Source organism: Streptomyces sp. cmx-18-6, from assembly GCF_046548915.1.
GTDB lineage: Bacteria > Actinomycetota > Actinomycetes > Streptomycetales > Streptomycetaceae > Streptomyces.
In genome coordinates this window covers 145,275-161,674 of record NZ_JAEBEP010000002.1, presented here as the reverse complement: position 1 = coordinate 161,674, position 16,400 = coordinate 145,275, and the positions used below count along the sequence as shown (strand labels likewise).

The following is a 16,400-nucleotide window of genomic DNA, read 5'->3' as shown; positions in this document are numbered from 1 at the left end:
CCGCCGTGCCCGATTTCGGGCACGGCGGGGGCCTGAGATGTACGTCAGGGTGCCCGGTCGCTCACACCGTGTGCTCGTCGGCCACCGTCAGCGCGATGTCCAGCGCCGCGAGCCCCTCCTTGGCCTCGGCCTCGGTGACGTTGCAGGCGGGGACGGCGTGGGTGCGGTTCATGTTGATGAACGGCCACAGGCCCTGCCGCTTCGCCGCCGCGCCGAAGGCCGCCATGGGCGCGTTGGCCTCGCCCGAGGCGTTGTACGGGACGAGCGGCTCGCGGGTCTCGCGGTTGCGGACCAGCTCCAGCGCCCAGAACGTGCCGAGGCCGCGCACCTCGCCCACCGAGGGGTGGCGTTCGGCGAGTTCGCGCAGCCCGGGGCCGAGGACGCTCTCGCCGATCCGGGCCGCGTTCTCGACGACCTTCTCGTCCTCCATCACGCCGATGGTGGCGACGGCGGCCGCGCAGGCCAGCGGGTGGCCGGAATAGGTGAGGCCGCCGGGGTAGGGGCGGGTCTCGAAGGTGGCGGCGATCTCGGCGTTGATGGCGACGCCGCCGAGGGGCACGTAACCGGAGTTGACGCCCTTGGCGAAGGTCAGCAGGTCCGGTACGACGTCGAAGTGGTCGGCGGCGAACCACGCGCCGGTGCGGCCGAATCCGGCCATGACCTCGTCCAGTACGAACACGATCCCGTACCGGTCGCAGATCTCGCGGACGCCCGCCAGATAGCCCGGCGGCGGGGTCATGATGCCGGCCGTGCCCGGGATCGTCTCCAGGATGATCGCGGCGATGGTGGACGGGCCCTCGAAGGCGAGCGTGTCCTCCAGGTGCTGGAGCGCGCGGGCGCACTCCTCGGCCTCGGTCCCGGCGTAGAACGGCGAGCGGTAGAGGAACGGGGCCCAGAAGCGTACGACGCCGGCCGAGCCGTTGTCGGAGGGCCAGCGGCGGGGGTCGCCGGTGAGGTTGATCGCGGTGGAGGTGGCCCCGTGGTACGAGCGGTAGGCGGAGAGCACCTTCGTACGGCCGGTGTGCAGGCGCGCCATCCGGATGGCGTTCTCGACGGCCTCGGCCCCGCCGTTGGTGAAGAAGATCTTGTCCAGGTCGCCCGGGGTGCGCTCGGCGATGAGGCGTGCGGCCTCGGAGCGGGCCTCGACGGCGAACGCGGGCGCGAACGTGGCGAGTTTCCCCGCCTGCTCCTGGATCGCGGCGATCACGGTGGGGTGCTGGTAGCCGATGTTCGTGTAGACGAGCCCGCTGGTGAAGTCGAGGTAGCGGTTGCCGTCGTAGTCCCAGAAGTAGGACCCCTCGGCGCCGGCGACGGCGAGCGGGTCGATGAGGCCCTGGGCGGACCAGGAGTGGAACACGTGCGCGCGGTCCGCGGCCTTCACGGCCGCACCGGCCGCGGGGTCGGCGGACGGGGCATGAGGGGCATGAGGGGTCATGCGGCGAGCGTAGGCGCTGGTGGGGGCGGGCTCCATGGCCATGTTGTACGGCGTGGGGCCCGGGGGTCGGCAGGGTGTCGGGGCAAGGATTTCGCCATTGACAGCAAGCTGTCTTCATGACAGGATTCTGTCAATTGAACCCACCGGGAGGCAGTCATGACCAGCGGAACGACAGTCCACCTCGCCGTGTACGACACCCTCGCCGACTGGGAGACCGGGCACACGACCGCCTTCCTCGCCCAGAACGGCTACACCGTGCGGACCGTGGGGCCGACCCTGGAGCCGGTGACCAGCATGGGCGGGCTGCGCGTCCAGCCCGATCTGGCGCTCGCGGAGCTGCGGCCCGAGGACAGCGCGCTGCTCGTCCTTCCCGGGGCCGGGCTCTGGGACGCGGGGGACGACCTGGCGCCGTTCGCCCGCACCGCCCGCGCCTTCCTCGACGCGGGGACGCCGGTCGCGGCGATCTGCGGGGCGACGGCCGGACTGGCCCGCGAGGGGCTCCTCGACGACCGGGCGCACACGAGCGCGGTCTCCTTCTACCTGGCGGCGACGGGGTACGGGGGTGGCGAGCGGTACGTGGAGGCCGACGCGGTCACGGACGGCGGGCTGATCACGGCCGGGCCCACGGAGCCGGTGGCGCTCGCGCGGGAGGTGCTCGGGCTGCTCGGGGTGTACGGGCCGAAGAAGCTGGACGCCTGGTACCGGCTGTTCCACGACTCGGACCCGAGCGCGTACGAGGTGCTGGAGGGCACGGAGGAGGGGGCGGGGGCGGAGTGAGCGCGGGCGGAGTGAGCGGGGGAACGGACAGCGGTACGGAGGAGGCGCCGGGGCGGCAGGAGTTGCTGAGCCGGACCGCGCTCACGGTGTTCCGGCTGAACGGGCAGTTCCTGTCGGTGGCCGAGGAGCTGGCCAGACCGAGCGGGCTGACGGCGGCCTGGTGGCAGGTGCTGGGGGCGGTGCTGCCGGAGCCGTTGCCGGTGGCCGGGATCGCGCGGGCGATGGGGATCACCCGGCAGAGCGTGCAGCGGATCGCGGACCTCCTGGTCGGGCAGGGGCTCGCGGAGTACGTGGAGAACCCGGCCCACCGCCGCGCCAAGCTGCTCCGGCCGACCGCTGCGGGGCGCGAGGCGAACAGCCGGATCAACCCGGCACACGCGGAGTTCGCGGCGCGGCTGGCTCAGGAGCTGGGGGACGAGGGGTTGGCGGAGACGGTGCGGGTGCTGGAGCGGTTGTCGGGGGCGGTGGAGTCGGTGACGGCCCCTTCCAGCCGGCCCGGGGCCTCTCCCGGCGGGCGGCCGGCCCCGTCCACCCCGCCCGGGGACTCTTCCGGTGGGCCCGGGGCCCATCCCAGCCCGCCCGGCGTTTGAGGGCGGAACCCTCGGCCTGGCGGGGCCGCGCCTGACCACTCGGCTCCGCCGGAGCCCCGCCCCCGTCTGCATGCCGCTCCCGTGCCATCACCGGTTCCGTCCTCAAGCGCCGGACGGGCTTGATGTGCGCACCGCCCCCGCGCCATCGAGGGTTCCGCCCTCAAACGCCGGACGGGCTGAGACGGGCGCGCCCGCCCCGCGCCGGCTGGGCTGGAAGGGGCCGGGTCACCCAAGCCCGTCCGGCGTTTGAGGACGGAACCCCGAGGGCGGAGGGCGGTGCCGCCGATACAAGCCCGCCCGACAGCCCGCCCGGCGATTGAGGGCGGAACCGGGGGCGGGAAGAACCGTGTCGTAGACGGGAAGCCCGCAGGACCACCCGCCCCGCACCCAGGCGGCGCTATCCTCGTGCGGGCCGCAGGGGGAGGAAACGTACATGGACAAGCTCGGGCCCGAAGACCCGCACCGCATCGGCGCCTACCGCCTCCTCGGCCGCCTCGGCGAAGGCGGCATGGGCCAGGTCTTCCTCGCCCGCTCCGAAAGAGGCCGCACCGTCGCCCTCAAGCTCGTCCACCGCGAACTCGCCGAGCAGCCCGAGTTCCGCGCCCGCTTCCGCCAGGAGGTCCGCGCCGCGCACCAGGTCGGCGGCGCCTGGACCGCCCCGGTCCTGGACTCCGACACCGAGGCCCCCGTCCCCTGGGTCGCCACCGGTTACGTCGCCGGGCCCACCCTCCAGCGCGTCGTCTCGGGCCGCCCCGGCGCACCCCTCACCGACTCGGGGGCGTACGGGCCGCTGCCGACACGCTCCGTCCAGCTCCTCGGCTCCGGGCTCGCCCATGCCCTCCAGCACATCCACGGGGCCGGGCTCATCCACCGCGACCTGAAGCCGTCCAACGTCCTGCTGACCATCGACGGCCCCCGGGTCATCGACTTCGGCATCGCCCGCGCCCTGGAGTCCCTGGCGGACGGCGACCTGACCCGCACGGGCGCGATGATCGGCTCGCCGGGGTTCATGGCCCCGGAGCAGGTGCGCGGCGAGCGCGTGACCACCGCGTGCGACGTGTTCTGCCTCGGTTCCGTCCTCGCGTACGCGGCATCCGGCCGCCTCCCCTTCGGCGCGGCCGACAGCGGCGGGGTGCACGCCCTGATGTTCCGGATCGCCCAGGAGGACCCGGACCTGACCGGCGTCCCGGCGGAGCTGGCCGGGGTCGTCCGGGACTGCCTGGCGAAGGACCCGGCCGCCCGTCCCGCCACGGACGAGATCCTGGAGCGGCTGGGCGACGCGGACCCCGACGAGCCCTGGCTCCCCGCCACGCTCCTCGCCCAACTTGGCCGCCAGGCGGTGGGGTTGCTCGACGCGGAGGACCCGGAGGGACCGAAGGAGCCGAAGGAGCCGACCGGCGCGAACCGCCCGGACGCCCTGGGAGCCCCGGACGCCCTGGGAGCCCCGGAAGCCCCAGGAGCCCGGAGAGACCAGGGAGGTCCGGGCGGTCCGGGGGCCCCAAGAGCCCCGGGAGGCCCGGGTGGTCCGGGAGGCCCGGGTGGTCCGGGTGGTCCGGGTGGTCCGGGTGGTCCGGGTGGCCCGGGTGGCCCCCACCGCCCGGACACGCCCCGCACGCCCCGCCCCGCGCAGCCCCCCGCCGTCCACGCCCTCCCCACCCGGGCCGCCAACCCGGCGACCCCGGCCCCGCCGACCGCTCCCACGGCCCCGACGCCACCCCCGTACACCCGGCAGCCCCACACCACGTACAACCGCGTCCCCCACCAGCAGGCCCACCCCCGCAATCCCGGCCCGACCTACAACACCCCGCTCCCGCCGGCGTACTTCGCGCCCGCCCCGCCGCCCGCCCCCGCGCGCCGGCGCTCCACCGGGGCGACCGTGGCGCTCGTCGCCGTCGCCATAGTCGTCGCGATAGGGGCGGGCGGGTCGGTGTACGCGTTCATGAAGAACGGGCCCGGGTCCACGCCCACCTCCCCCGGCCCGTCCACCTCCACCGACGCCAAGGGGAACGGGCCCGGGCGGAACGGCGACGGCGCCGTCCCCAGCGACTACCTAGGCACCTGGTCCGGCTCGATCCCCGGCGACCGGGGCGCGTCCTCCCGGAAGCTCACCATCAGCCAGGGCGACGTCGGCGACCAGGTCCTCAAGCTCGTCGCCGAGGGCCCCCTCGCCCTGGGCGCCACGTATCACTGCGAGTTCACCGCACCCCTGGCCGCCGGCCCCGCGTCCGGGGGCCCGGTGCGCATCGGCCCCTCCACCGTCTCCTCGGGCCGCCCGATGTCCTCCTGCTCCCCGGGCAAACCCACCGAGCTGACCCTCCTCCCGGACGGCACCCTGCGCCGGGCGACGACCGGAAGCGGCGAGAGCCTGATCTACACCAGGTCGGACTGAGCCGTAGGCACTTCACCGGCCCGAGCCGAAGGCACCTCATCGGCCTGAGCCGAGGGCACTTCACCGGCCTGAACCGAGGGCCCGTCACCGGCCCGAGCCGAAGGCACTTCACCCGCCTGAACCGAGGGCCCGTCACCGGCAGCCGCCGACCGCCGCAGCGCCCCCGTGATCAGCGCCGCGCCGCCCAGCAGCACGAGCACCACGACCATCGCTCCCCGCAGGCCCACATGGTCGGCCAGGAACCCCAGCGAGGGCGGCCCGACCAGGAACGCCGCATAGCCCGCCGTCGAGACCGCCGCGACCCGGGCCGAAGCGTCCCGCGCCCCCGCCCCCTCCCCCGCCGCCGAGACCGTGACCGGGAACCCCAGCGAGGCCCCGAGCCCCCACAGCACCACGGCCGCCCCGGCGAGCAGCGCACTGGAGGAGAAGACCACCAGCGCCACGCCCACCGCAGCGACGACCGCGCTCGCCCGCACCACGGCCGCCGGGCCGAACCGCACCAGCAGCGGCCCGCCCGCGAACCGGCCGGTCGTCATGGCGACGGCGAACAGCAGGAACGTCAGCGAACCGGCCGTCGCGCTCGTCCCGTGACCGTCCACCATCAGCAGCGGCAGCCAGTCGTTGGCGGAGCCCTCGGCGAACGCCATGGCCAGCACGATCAGCCCGATCAGCACCAGCCGCCGGTCGCGCCAGACGGCCACCTGCGCCCGCCACCCGCGGATCCCGCCCGGCTCCCCCTCGCCGGACTCCGCGTCCTCCCGGCCCGTGCCCGCCGGAACCGCCCGTACGGTCCACACCCCGGCCGACGCGACCGCCACGGCCACCGCCGCCAGGTGCCAGCCGACCGGGAACCGTACCGCCGTCAGCCCCATCCCCAGCAGCGCGCCGACCACCGTCCCGAGGCTGAAGCAGCCGTGCAGCACCGGCAGGACCGGCCGCCCCACAGTCCGCTCCACGGCGGCGCCCTCGATGTTGAACGCCACCTCCGCGAGGCCCATCCCGGCCCCGAACAGCGCCAGCCCGCCGAAGACCCCGCCGGACACCTCCAGCGCCGCACCCCCGGCGACCACCAGCAGCCCGGCGACGAGCAGCCCCGCCCCGACCGCGATCACCGGCCGGCCGCCGTGCTTGCGCACGAGACCCCCGGAGACCAGCACGCCGGCCATCGAGCCGATCGAGAGTCCGAACAGCACGAGCCCCATCGAGCCCGTGGTCACGTCCAGCGCGTCCCGTACGGCGGGGGTCCTGGCCACCCAGGACGCCATGCTCACGCCCGTGGCGAGCATGAAGAGGAAGAGCGCGGCGCGCCAGCGGCGGATGCGGGCGTCCATGACCGGCACGACCGGTATGACCTTCATGAGAGCGGTGCCTCGACAGACGGGGAAAGGGGGCGGGAGGTGGAGCGTACGATCGTACGCCTGAAGCGTACGTTCGTACACTGCCCAGCCCCTCGGTCCGCCGGCCTCCCCGTCACGTTCGTCGGCCCTGCGACAGGGCCGAGGCCGCAGCAGATCAACGCCCTGAATCGTCTGCCCATGCCGCGATGACCGCGGCCCCCTGACGGACAGCTTCTTCCTGGTCCCGGCCGAGCTCCCCGCAGGCCGCCACGACGCCCGGCACGCCACCCGTGCCCAGGAGCGCGTCCCGCACTCCGGTCTCCAGCCAGTCGGACCGGCTGTCGTCGGCCTCGGCAACCGCGAGGGCGATGAGCCTGATGGCGGCCACCGTCCCCACCCGGGTCAACGCCTCCGCCGTCCGCCGCGTCACCGCCGTGTCATCGACGTCCAGCAGCAGCCCCACCAACGCTTCGGCAGCCTCAGGAACATCGGCGGAGGAAGCGAGCTCACGCCCGGCACGCACACGTCGCGTCCACGCAGGAGACGACGCCATGGCCAGGGCCGCCTTCAACTCCCCCGTCGTCTCGCGCACGACCAGACAGTCTCATACCCCGCCGAGAAGATTGAGCCCCGGGCAGAAGGAACCCGCACCCTTGCCGAAGAACCTGGAGGTAACCCCCTCTCACCCCTCTGCCTACGCGGTCAGGGCCGGTTCGAAGTAGCCCGGCGTGCGGAACAGGCCCGTGAATGTTCCCGGACCGTGGCGTTCGTCCAGCCACGCCCCCAGCTGCGTCACGTCACCGGTGATGATGGCCGCGAGCAGCCGCGTATGGCACTCGCTCTCTTCTCCGGGGGCGAACTCCGCGAGGAAGTGGGCGTATCGGCAGCCGAGTAGGACTGCCCGGTTGCGCGACGGTAGTTGATTCCGTACTGGGTGCGGACGGGCATGCCTGCCACTTCTACGTACCGCCGACGCGATCCGTAGTGCAGGCAGTCATGGGCGTACGCGCGCAGCAGGTCGAGAAGGGCCGACGCGGGGCGTTCCGGGGTGCGGCGCTCCAAGGGTCCGTACATGGTGATGACCGCCGCCATCTGCAGGTGCCGGTAGCCCTGGTCCGGGTGGTGGAACCCACCGAAGGCACCGACACGCGAGGATTCGCAGCCGACCAACACACGGTCGAGCGGCAGCTGGTCACCTGAACCAGCCGGCCCGGGACGACGTCAAGGCCGGTTTCCTCCCGAACCTCTCGAACGATGGTCTCGGGGAACTCTTCGCTCTTGATCGCGTAACCGGTGGGAAGTCCCCATGGGCGGTCTGCGGGCCACATGCGGTGCTTGAGAAGCAGGACTTCCCCCTCCTCGTTCCGCACCACACCCGTCACGCCAATCATGAATTTAGCGTGTGCGAGCCATAGAACACGCCATTGCAAAGGGCCACGAATGAGCTTCCACAATCGGGCGATGATGCGCTTCACAGGCAACCTTTCGACAGGGCAAGGAGGGGGTCCGCTTGCGCCGCTTACTCAACCCGGACCGCCGGGTGCGGGTCACGGCCAGGCATCCACGGCCCCGCCTCCTGGCTCGTGAGCACGAGGAAATGATCCCCCGACCCAGCCCGCACTCAGCACTCTATTGGTGTTCTCGGGTAAAGATCATGGACCAGTCGGACAGCAACCTCCGGCAGTCCTCACCCCACGCCGCATACCCCTCGTACCTCTCGAAGTCTTCTCGGTAGGCGTTCACATCCCGGTGGTCCCGAAGCATCAAAACCCCCGTGCTGGTTTCCACGGAGGCAAGGCGTCGGTCATAGACCGTGAAGGTGTTCAGCGGCCGTTCGGGGATATGACCCGCGAGAGGGAGAACGCCCAGCCGGACGTTGGGCAGACGGGAAATCGACGCCAATCGATCCCATTGCATAGCCATCGCAAGGGGCGGGAGAATGGGCCATCTGACAGCCTGCTCAGGCAAGAGGAAAGTGAACGACTTCCCGGCGTCGAGCAGGACGCGCTGCCGTTCGAGTTTCTTGAGGATGGTCTTGGACTGGTCGCCCGAGACATCAGCGATGCTCGCCCGAACGTAGTCAGGCGTGGCGAGCAGGCCGGTCACCATGGAGAGCAGAAAGAAGCGGAACTCTTTGGTTGCCGCCTCCAGGCGGGCCAGTTCATTCTGCTTCTTGTCCAACCCCCTGCGGCGAGACGCCCAATGATCTTGCCACTCAGTGTTGGCGGACCGGGCAAGCGCCAGGATTTCGGCAGCCGGCTCCCCCTCGGCACCCAAAGCTTCAAGGATAAGCTCGACATCGACTATGGCGGGGGTCAACTTCCCGCTTTCGATGTTGCTCACCTTGGTCTGACTCATGTTGCAACGCTTGGCGAGCCGGATTTGAGTCCATCCGGCCCGCCTGCGCTGCTCTTTCAGTGCTGCTGCCAGGTCCGACCTGGAGTGGCCCAGGGCCCCAGGATCAAAGGTCAAGGCCCTTCACGTACTCCTCGAAGGCAACCGACTCCTCGACCGCGATGCGCTGATATTCAAGGAACGGACCAGCGTCGCCGTCGAACACCTCTCGGCTGATCTGCCGACCATCGGAGTGGTAGTTCATGAGCACCACTGCGGAAGAGTCGAACAGCCAGAAATCCTGGGCTCCCTCAAGGGGGTTGGGCCGGTTCGTCACGTCGAGAACGCGGATCTCCTCACCGGCGAGCGAGTGAGCCTTGTAGTAGTGGTGGAACTCGAACCGCAGGTAGTCGGAGAGCGGGCGGGTCAGCACATGGACCCGGCCCTGGATTCGTCCCTGGGCGACTTGCCGGCGCAGCCGGTCGGTGTACTCGTTCGACACGGTTGCCGGATCGATGCGGGCGCCACCCCTGAACGCCTCGAACTCCTCCGCCTCCTGGGGCATGAGGTACTGCGGAAGGGTCTCCAGACGCCAGGCTTCCCGCTGGAATCCCTCAAAGCGAGCAGCCCACGCCTCACCAGCCAAGAGCACGAATGGCCTCCCTCAACGTCTCCTCCGGAACCTCCACAAGTCCTTCCCCATCGGGTGCCTTGAAGGCATCGGACACGTCACCCTGAACCACGAATGACCCCGACGCGGTCCGGTAGACGTTCGGGCAGTCGTCCTTGCCGCACGTGCCGTTGCCGTTGCCGGTGAGCCGGGTCAGTTCTTCACGAGCCATGACCATGACGACGAACCCCCTCGGACAGCCCCCTGTGGACCGGTTGTGACGACGGTACGAGCGGGGCGGCCGGGGCGTCCATGCGAGAACCCCAATATTGGCGTCATCGCATAAACCGGCCCGGGCCCGGGGGGGCCGGCCCGCCGCACGATAGCCGGGGACAGCCGCCTCACCCCTCGCCCCTCGCCCCTCACCCCTCGCCCCTCGCCCCTCGCCCTATGCTGCAAAAGGCAAGGAGACCAGGTCGAACGAGGAGGCACCGGGTGGCGACAGGGCGCACCGATCCCGATCGGCGGGACCGCATCATCGACGCGGCGCTCGACCTCATCGCCGACGAGGGCGTCGCGGGGATGTCGCACCGCAAGGTCGCCGCCCGCGCCGGGGTTCCGCTCGGCTCGATGACGTACCACTTCGGGAGCATGAACGAGCTGCTCCACGAGGCGTTCACCCGCTTCTCCGGCACGATCGTCGCCGTCTTCGAGGACCGCCTCGGCACCGCCACCACCCCCGACGAGGCGCGGGAGGCGGTGGCCGACCTCGTTCATCACCTCTCCAGCGGCAATCAGCGCGAGCTGGTCCTCACCCACGAGCTCTACACCCTCGCCGCCCGCGAACCGGCCTACCGCGAGCTCACCCGTGCGTGGATGAGCCGCAGTCGGCGCGCCCTGGAATGGCACTTCGACGCCGCCACCGCCCGTCAGCTCGACGCGCTCATCGAGGGGCTGTCCATCCACCGCGCCCTGGAGACCGAGCCGCACGACCGCGCCCTGACGGTCGAGGCGATCGCCCGGATCACCGCGCCGGCGGACGGTTCGGCTCCTGCTTCGTGAGGCCGGTCCTCGACTCCTCTCCTGCTTCGTATGGCCGTTCCTCGGCCCCTCTCCCGCTTCGTGAGGCCGTTCTCCGGCTCCTCTCCCGCTTCGTGAGGCCGCTCCCCGGCCCCTTTCCCGCTTCGTGACGCCGGTCTCCGGCTTCTCGCGCTCGCGGGCGCGCCGGACGCGCGGGGACGTCAGCTCTGTGGGGTGACGCCCAAGGACCGCATGAGCTGGGTCAGTTCCTCGCGGAAGAGCTTGTCCGGGCTGCGGGTCTGGCTGCGCAGGTGGCCGTAGATCTCCAGTGACACCATGCCGTGCAGATGGCTCCAGATGTGCAGGGCGAGGGCCACGGCGGCCGGGGGCAGGTCGGGGAAGGCCGGGCGGACCTCGTCCAGCAGACCGGGGTCGAAGTCGGACCACTCGAAGTCGCTGTCCACGTAACGGGGTTCGGCGTGCGGCCAAGCGGCGGCCGCCAGCGCGGTGATGCCGGTGCACACGCGGTGGGCGGCGTCCGGGGCCGCGCCGCCCTCGGGGGGCCGGTAGCCGGGGACGGGGTCGCCGTAGATGAGACGGAAGCCCTCGGGGTTGGCCAGCGCCCAGTCCCTGAACGCGCCGGCCCATGCCTGGATCCGGGCGGCCGGGCCCTGGGCGGGGGTGGTGGCGTCCCAGGCGGCTTCCACGGTGTCGGCCAGTGAGGTGTAGACGTTGTTGATCAGCGTGGTGACCAGGTCGTCGCGGGTGGCGAAGTAGCCGTAGATGGCGTTGGCCGTCATGCCCATCTCTCGGGCGATGGCCCGCAGCGTGATCGCGTCGGGCCCGCCCGCGGCCATCAGCTCCAGCGCGACCTGCTTGATCTCGGCGGTCGTCTCGGCCCGCAGCCGCTCGCGACGCCCCTTGGTGTTTCCCACGGTTCCCACGATCGAGCACTTTACTGCGTGACCCATTCATATTTATGGGTGCCGTATCGATACTGCACGGCATATAGTTACCGCATGCCGTGAAGTGATCGCGGCGGAGCGTGCACCCATCCAGAGCGAGCACCCATCGCGAGCAGCATCGAGGGAGAGCCATGCACATCGGAGTCATCGGGGCCACGGGCGGCATCGGCAGCCGCGTCGTCACCGAGGCCCTCGACCGGGGGCACCACGTCACCGCCTTCAGCCGCGACGCCACGCGGATCGACGAGGACAGGAAGGGCGTCGTCTGGAAGAGCCTCGACGTCCTGGACGCCGCCGGCATCGCCGCCGTCCTACCCGGACTCGACGTGCTGATCAGCGGATTCCAGCCCGGAAACGCCGCCAAGGACTTCTCCGACACGGTGGCCCGCTCGATCGCCGATCCCGCGGTGTACGCGACCGCCGCGCGAGCCCTCCTGAAGGCGCTGGAGACCCACCCCCGGACCCGGCTCATCGTCATCGGCGGCGCGGGCAGCCTGGAGATCCGGCCCGGAGTCGTCCTGGCCGATTCCGACGAACTCCTGCACGAGGCCCTCGACTCGATCGGCCTGCCGAGGGAGTACGCCGCCGCGGTGCGCGGTCACCGGGACGCCCTGAACGTCCTGCGCACGTCCAACCGGCTGTGGACCTACCTCAGCCCGGCGGGGGAGATCGCGCCCGGCGAACGTACGGGCCGGTTCCGGATCGGTGGCGATCAGCCGGTTCTCGACGCGGAGGGGCGCAACCGGATCTCCTTCGAGGACGCCGCCGTCGCGCTCGTCGACGAGGCGGAGCTGCCCCGCTTCGTACAACGCCGCTTCACCATCGGCTACTGACCCGGCCCGGGTCGGGTCGGGTCGACCAGCCCGGCCCGGGTCGACCAGCCCGGCGCGACGCGACCCAACCCAGCTCGACCCGGCCTCCAGCGGATCACCGCCGCAGAGCTGGCGGGGGGCCTGGAAGCCCCCCCCGCCCCACGTCACAGCGGCCCCAGCACCTCCCCGGGCTCGGCTGCCAGTTCAAGGGTCTCGAGTACGGCGAGGAGTTGCCGTTCCTCGTAACGGAAATGGTTCTCCATGATCGCGGCGACACCCTCGAGGTGCTGGTCGAGCTCCTCGGGCGGCGCGGCCCGGTCGACCGCGGCGCGGAGGCCGGTGAGCAGGTGCGCGATCATCGAGTGGTCCTGCTCCAGCGCCCGCAGCACCGGCCGGAGCTCCGGATGCGCCCGCGCGATGGCCGGGAACAGGGTGCGGTCCTCGCCCTGGTGGTGGCCGTCGAGAGCCGCGCAGAAGCCGTGGCAGTACAGCAGCAGGTCACGGGTGGCCGCCTCCCCGGGAGTGCCATCGGCGAGAGAGGCGCGCGTCACGCGCAACGCTTCCCGCAACTGGTGGTGCACCCGGCGGAGTTCTCGGCTCCAGGCGACGAGCCTGGTCGTCTCGCGCTCAGTCACGCGAGAGCGAAGGGTGCGACGAGTACATCGTCGACCTCCTTCGGTTCGACGCCTCCATGCCTGACACGGTCTGCCACCGGCACGCGACGCACCAACCACCCTAGCGCGCCCGCCACGTCACCGGCATCGAGAGGAACGGGAACACCGGCGCGCCCGGCGACTTCCCCGAGCCCGTACGGAAGGAGACCTTCCCCGCGGCGCTGCGCGCCCGGGGCGTCCCGGCCGTCCACCTGGGCATGGTCACCGACAACACCCCCGCCCGCGCCTTCTACGACCGCGTCGGCTTCCACGAGATCGCCGTCCCCGGCCCCGGCGGCGCGACCTACCTCGGCCGCAGCACCCGGCCGCTTGTCAGCGCCTCCGCCTAAGTTGGGCATCGACGGGAGCGCGGACATCATGGCCCGCGCCCGCGGAGAGCAGAGCAGGAAGGGGCTCGTGGTGAACGACAGCGCCACCAGCGACAGCGCCACCAACGACAGCACCACCAACGACAGCACCACCAGCGACGGCATCCAGTGGCTCGCGGATCGTGACGACTGGACGTACGACATCGTCTTCGCGCGCGGCCTCCCCCCGGAGGAACTCGCCCCGCGTCTGGGCGCCGCGCCCGGATCCGCCCCGCCCATCCCGTCCCCGATCACGGGCCTGGACGCCTGGTCCCTGGTCATGACCGACACCACGGACGACATGGCCCTCATCCGCACCGGCACGAGCGGGCCGTGGTCCTTCGCGCTCCAGTACGGGCTCCCCGCCACGGGCGCGCGGCTCGTCGAAGCCTCCCGGGGCGGGGTGGAAGTGATCCGTCTGAGCCCGCAACCCGACCACCCACCCAAGCGGTTCGCCTACGCGGCCGATGGCGTCGACGTCTGCTCCTTCGGCATCGGCGAGGAGGTCTGGCGTTCGGGCGACCGGCCGGACTTCCTGCTGCCCGAGCTGGTGCGCGCCGGAGTGCTCCACCAGGACGGCTCGTACGCCCGTCCGGACGACGAGCCGTACGAGGAGACGGACCGCGTCACGCTGGCCCTCCTGGAGGACCGCTTCGGCCTCACCCTGCCCCAGGACGTGGAGACGCAGAAGCTCCCGGCCGCCGTCACCCGGTGACCCGACCCCGCCCCGCCGTCACCCGGTGACCCGGCCCCGCCCCGCCCCGCGCCGCCCCCCCAGCCTGTCCGGGCAACCCCCCCAGCCTGTCCGGGCAACCCCCGGAGCCTGTCCGGGTGATGACGTACGCGGGCGGGGGCGCACAGACGCATCAGGGAGCGCGAAAAATGCGCCCCCTGTCGTAGGAATGCCCTACTCTGCGATATCTGGGCCGCACCCCGGCGCTTCTCCGCGCGTTTTCTCTCATCCCGGGTGACACGCGGCCCTCATATACCGTGGGGGGTATCAGTAACTGTGCGTACGCGCAGAATTTCGACCGCGACAGCGCTCGCAGTCCTCTTCAGTTCCGTCGTGCTGGTGGGCGGTGCGGCGAATCCGGCCGCCGCCGACAGCAGTAACGTTCTTCCGGCCGCCTCCGTGGGGGACATCGTCGCGGACGGCGTGCACCAGCGCGTGTTCGTCAGCGACCCGCGCTCCGGCAAGATCCTCGTCACCGACTACTCCGGCAAGGTCGTCTCGACGATCACGTCGCTGCCGGGCGTCCGTGGCCTTGAGCTCTCACCCGACTCCAGCACGCTGTACGCGGCCGTCGCCGGCAGCGACGCCGTCGTCGCGGTGGACACCGCCTCGCTGAAGGAGTCGGCCCGCTACGCCACCGGGCCGGGCACCGCCCCGAAGCACCCCGCGCTCGCCGGCGGGAAGCTCTGGTTCGGTTACGGCGACGCCGGTGACGGCAACATCGGTTCGCTGGACCTGTCGGGCGAGGAACCCGTGGTGACGCTGGATCAGGCTTCGGACGGCGTCTGGGAGTACGCCCCGACCCTGGCCTCCGCGCCGGGCGCGCCGGGGACGCTGGTCGCCGGGGTCGACAGCGAGAGCGCGGTCGCCCTGGCCGTGTACGACGTCGCCTCGGGCACCGCCACCCGGACCGGGCGCCTGCCGGCCGACGTGGGTCGCCTGACGGACATCGCGCTCAGCGCGGACGGCGAGCAGCTCGCGGTCTCCAGCGACTACCCGTACTTCCACCGGGTGTACCGGACGTCCGACCTGAGCACGTACAAGAACTACCCGAACAGCGCGTTCCCCAACGCCGTCGACATCGCCCCGAACGGCACGCTCGCGGCGGGCATCGACGGCGCGTTCGACCCGGCCGTGCACCTCTACCCGAAGGGCGCGTACAAGCCGCTCCGGTCGTACACGTTCCCCAAGACCGGTCAGGGCAACGGCTTCGACACCCTGGAGACGTCGGCTCTGGCGTGGGCCCCGGACTCCAGCCGGATCTTCGCCGTCACGGTGAACGACCGCGAGGTGCGCTCCCTGCGGGTCCTCACCGACACGACCAAGTCCGCCACCACGCTGGCGTTCAAGGCCCCGACCCACGCCCCCCGCGCCAAGAAGCTGACCGTCACCGGAAAGGTCACGTCCGACACGCCGCTCCTGGCGGGCGGCAAGGTCGCCGTGGTGCGGACGGACGTGGAGTCGCCGAAGGGCAAGTCGCTCGGTACGGCGGCGCTGAAGCCGGACGGCTCCTTCTCGTTCACCGACACCCCGCCCGCCGGCGGCACGGTGAAGTACACGGCCGCCTTCGCGGGCGACGCCGCGCACACCGGCTCGTCCTTCTTCGCCGCGGTCAACGTCTCGCTCGCCAAGACCTCGCTGAAGCTCAACCGGAACAAGTCGACCCACGCGTACAACAAGAACGTCTCCTTCACCGCGACCCTCGGCAAGACGCACAAGAACCGCGTCGTCGAGCTGTGGGCCGACCCCTTCGGCACGGACAAGCCCAAGAAGCTGATCAAGAAGGCCAAGGTCGACTCCAAGGGCAACCTGACCGCCACGGTCAACCTGAAGCGCGACACCACGGTGACCGCCGTGTTCGCCGGTGACAGCCGGTACGCGTACGCGTCGGCCAAGTCGACCGCGTACACGAAGGTCAAGGTCTCGACCACCCTCTCCAAGCACTACAGGACGGCGAAGATCGGGAAGACCACCTACGCGTACTACAACAAGAAGAAGAACCCGGACTTCACCACGGCCATGACCTACCACAAGGGTCGTGCGCAGCGTCTGACGGTTCAGCTCAACTACCAGGGCACGTGGTACGACGCGGGGCAGCAGTACTTCCCGCTCGGCGCCAACGGCAAGTCGGTCGTGACGTTCAAGGGCCGGCACGAGACCGGCTACAAGATGCGGGTGCGTTCCTCGTACGTCAACGGCTCCTCCGGCGACTCGGTCAACTCCACGACGCACGGGGCCTGGAAGTACTTCATCTTCACGAAGTAGCACCCATGGGCCTCCCACGTTCGCGGGCCCAGGACGTGACGTCCTGGGCCCGCCCCGGGCCGCCGAATTACCCGCGACAGGGGAACAGGGAATTCGCCGATAAGGCGCGAAA

16 protein-coding genes and 2 pseudogenes are annotated in these 16,400 nt (G+C 71.3%); 8 read left to right on the top strand and 10 right to left on the bottom strand.

The window, feature by feature from the left end:
• Positions 1–61 precede the first annotated feature (61 nt).
• Positions 62–1,435 (bottom strand): aspartate aminotransferase family protein, encoded by a 1,374-nt coding sequence (locus ACLJPL_RS05750; protein ID WP_411079590.1) that lies wholly within the window; start codon positions 1,433–1,435, stop codon positions 62–64.
• A gap of 156 nt (positions 1,436–1,591) precedes the next feature.
• Here ACLJPL_RS05750 and ACLJPL_RS05745 point away from each other — a divergent pair, with 156 nt between their 5' ends.
• The 3 genes from ACLJPL_RS05745 (at position 1,592) to ACLJPL_RS05735 (ending at position 5,191) form a co-directional block, all read left to right on the top strand.
• Entirely contained in the window at positions 1,592–2,212 is a 621-nt protein-coding gene (locus ACLJPL_RS05745; RefSeq protein ID WP_411079589.1) for a type 1 glutamine amidotransferase family protein, read from the top strand.
• 11 nt (positions 2,213–2,223) lie between these two features.
• A complete protein-coding gene (locus ACLJPL_RS05740) occupies positions 2,224–2,802 on the top strand; it encodes a MarR family winged helix-turn-helix transcriptional regulator (RefSeq protein ID WP_411079588.1) in 579 nt (192 codons plus the stop codon).
• 433 nt (positions 2,803–3,235) lie between these two features.
• A complete protein-coding gene (locus ACLJPL_RS05735; protein WP_411079587.1) occupies positions 3,236–5,191 on the top strand; it encodes a serine/threonine-protein kinase in 1,956 nt (651 codons plus the stop codon).
• On the opposite strand, the gene ACLJPL_RS05730 is transcribed toward ACLJPL_RS05735, so the two are convergent.
• The 6 genes and pseudogenes from ACLJPL_RS05730 to ACLJPL_RS05705 all read right to left on the bottom strand — a co-directional run bounded on the left by ACLJPL_RS05730 (position 5,173) and on the right by ACLJPL_RS05705 (position 9,704).
• On the bottom strand, positions 5,173–6,522 hold the full coding sequence (locus ACLJPL_RS05730) for an MFS transporter (protein ID WP_411080020.1): 1,350 nt from the start codon (positions 6,520–6,522) through the stop codon (positions 5,173–5,175). The two genes, ACLJPL_RS05735 and ACLJPL_RS05730, sit on opposite strands and share 19 nt — an antisense overlap.
• Positions 6,523–6,703: 181 nt before the next feature.
• Positions 6,704–7,120 carry a hypothetical protein gene (locus tag ACLJPL_RS05725; protein ID WP_411079586.1) on the bottom strand — a complete coding sequence of 139 codons (417 nt, stop codon included), beginning with the start codon at positions 7,118–7,120 and terminating at the stop codon, positions 6,704–6,706.
• Positions 7,121–7,715: 595 nt separating this feature from the next.
• Positions 7,716–8,003 (bottom strand): annotated as a pseudogene (locus tag ACLJPL_RS05720) (NUDIX domain-containing protein); the annotation flags it as partial.
• A gap of 154 nt (positions 8,004–8,157) precedes the next feature.
• Positions 8,158–9,000, bottom strand: coding sequence for a helix-turn-helix domain-containing protein (locus tag ACLJPL_RS05715; RefSeq protein ID WP_411079585.1), 843 nt, complete (start codon positions 8,998–9,000; stop codon positions 8,158–8,160).
• Complete coding sequence (locus ACLJPL_RS05710; RefSeq protein ID WP_411079584.1) at positions 8,990–9,514, bottom strand: DUF6879 family protein; 525 nt, start codon at positions 9,512–9,514, stop codon at positions 8,990–8,992. The genes ACLJPL_RS05715 and ACLJPL_RS05710 overlap by 11 nt, the downstream gene beginning before the upstream one ends.
• On the bottom strand, positions 9,498–9,704 hold the full coding sequence (locus ACLJPL_RS05705; RefSeq protein WP_411080019.1) for a hypothetical protein: 207 nt from the start codon (positions 9,702–9,704) through the stop codon (positions 9,498–9,500). Before ACLJPL_RS05705 ends, ACLJPL_RS05710 begins: the two co-directional genes overlap by 17 nt.
• A gap of 263 nt (positions 9,705–9,967) precedes the next feature.
• Between ACLJPL_RS05705 and ACLJPL_RS05700 the strand changes: the two genes are divergently transcribed.
• Entirely contained in the window at positions 9,968–10,534 is a 567-nt protein-coding gene (locus tag ACLJPL_RS05700) for a TetR/AcrR family transcriptional regulator (protein WP_411079583.1), read from the top strand.
• Positions 10,535–10,713: 179 nt separating this feature from the next.
• Here ACLJPL_RS05700 and ACLJPL_RS05695 read toward each other — a convergent pair whose 3' ends face one another.
• Entirely contained in the window at positions 10,714–11,436 is a 723-nt protein-coding gene (locus ACLJPL_RS05695; RefSeq protein ID WP_411079582.1) for a TetR/AcrR family transcriptional regulator, read from the bottom strand.
• A 152-nt stretch (positions 11,437–11,588) separates the two neighbouring features.
• Between ACLJPL_RS05695 and ACLJPL_RS05690 the strand changes: the two genes are divergently transcribed.
• Entirely contained in the window at positions 11,589–12,290 is a 702-nt protein-coding gene (locus ACLJPL_RS05690) for an NAD(P)-dependent oxidoreductase (RefSeq protein ID WP_411079581.1), read from the top strand.
• Between the two features lie 143 nt (positions 12,291–12,433).
• Here the strand turns inward: ACLJPL_RS05690 and ACLJPL_RS05685 are convergent, their stop codons facing one another.
• Positions 12,434–12,904 carry a hemerythrin domain-containing protein gene (locus ACLJPL_RS05685; RefSeq protein WP_411079580.1) on the bottom strand — a complete coding sequence of 157 codons (471 nt, stop codon included), beginning with the start codon at positions 12,902–12,904 and terminating at the stop codon, positions 12,434–12,436.
• Positions 12,905–13,004: 100 nt separating this feature from the next.
• On the bottom strand, positions 13,005–13,148 hold the full coding sequence (locus tag ACLJPL_RS05680; protein ID WP_411079579.1) for a hypothetical protein: 144 nt from the start codon (positions 13,146–13,148) through the stop codon (positions 13,005–13,007).
• Between ACLJPL_RS05680 and ACLJPL_RS05675 the strand changes: the two are divergent.
• The 3 genes and pseudogenes from ACLJPL_RS05675 to ACLJPL_RS05665 all read left to right on the top strand — a co-directional run.
• A pseudogene (locus tag ACLJPL_RS05675) lies at positions 13,090–13,272 on the top strand (GNAT family N-acetyltransferase); the annotation flags it as partial. The gene ACLJPL_RS05680 and the pseudogene ACLJPL_RS05675 sit on opposite strands and share 59 nt — an antisense overlap.
• A gap of 67 nt (positions 13,273–13,339) precedes the next feature.
• Positions 13,340–14,005: a DUF6461 domain-containing protein gene (locus ACLJPL_RS05670; protein WP_411079578.1), complete on the top strand. Its 666-nt coding sequence runs from the start codon at positions 13,340–13,342 to the stop codon at positions 14,003–14,005.
• 294 nt (positions 14,006–14,299) lie between these two features.
• Complete coding sequence (locus tag ACLJPL_RS05665; protein WP_411079577.1) at positions 14,300–16,288, top strand: Ig-like domain repeat protein; 1,989 nt, start codon at positions 14,300–14,302, stop codon at positions 16,286–16,288.
• Positions 16,289–16,400 lie beyond the last annotated feature (112 nt).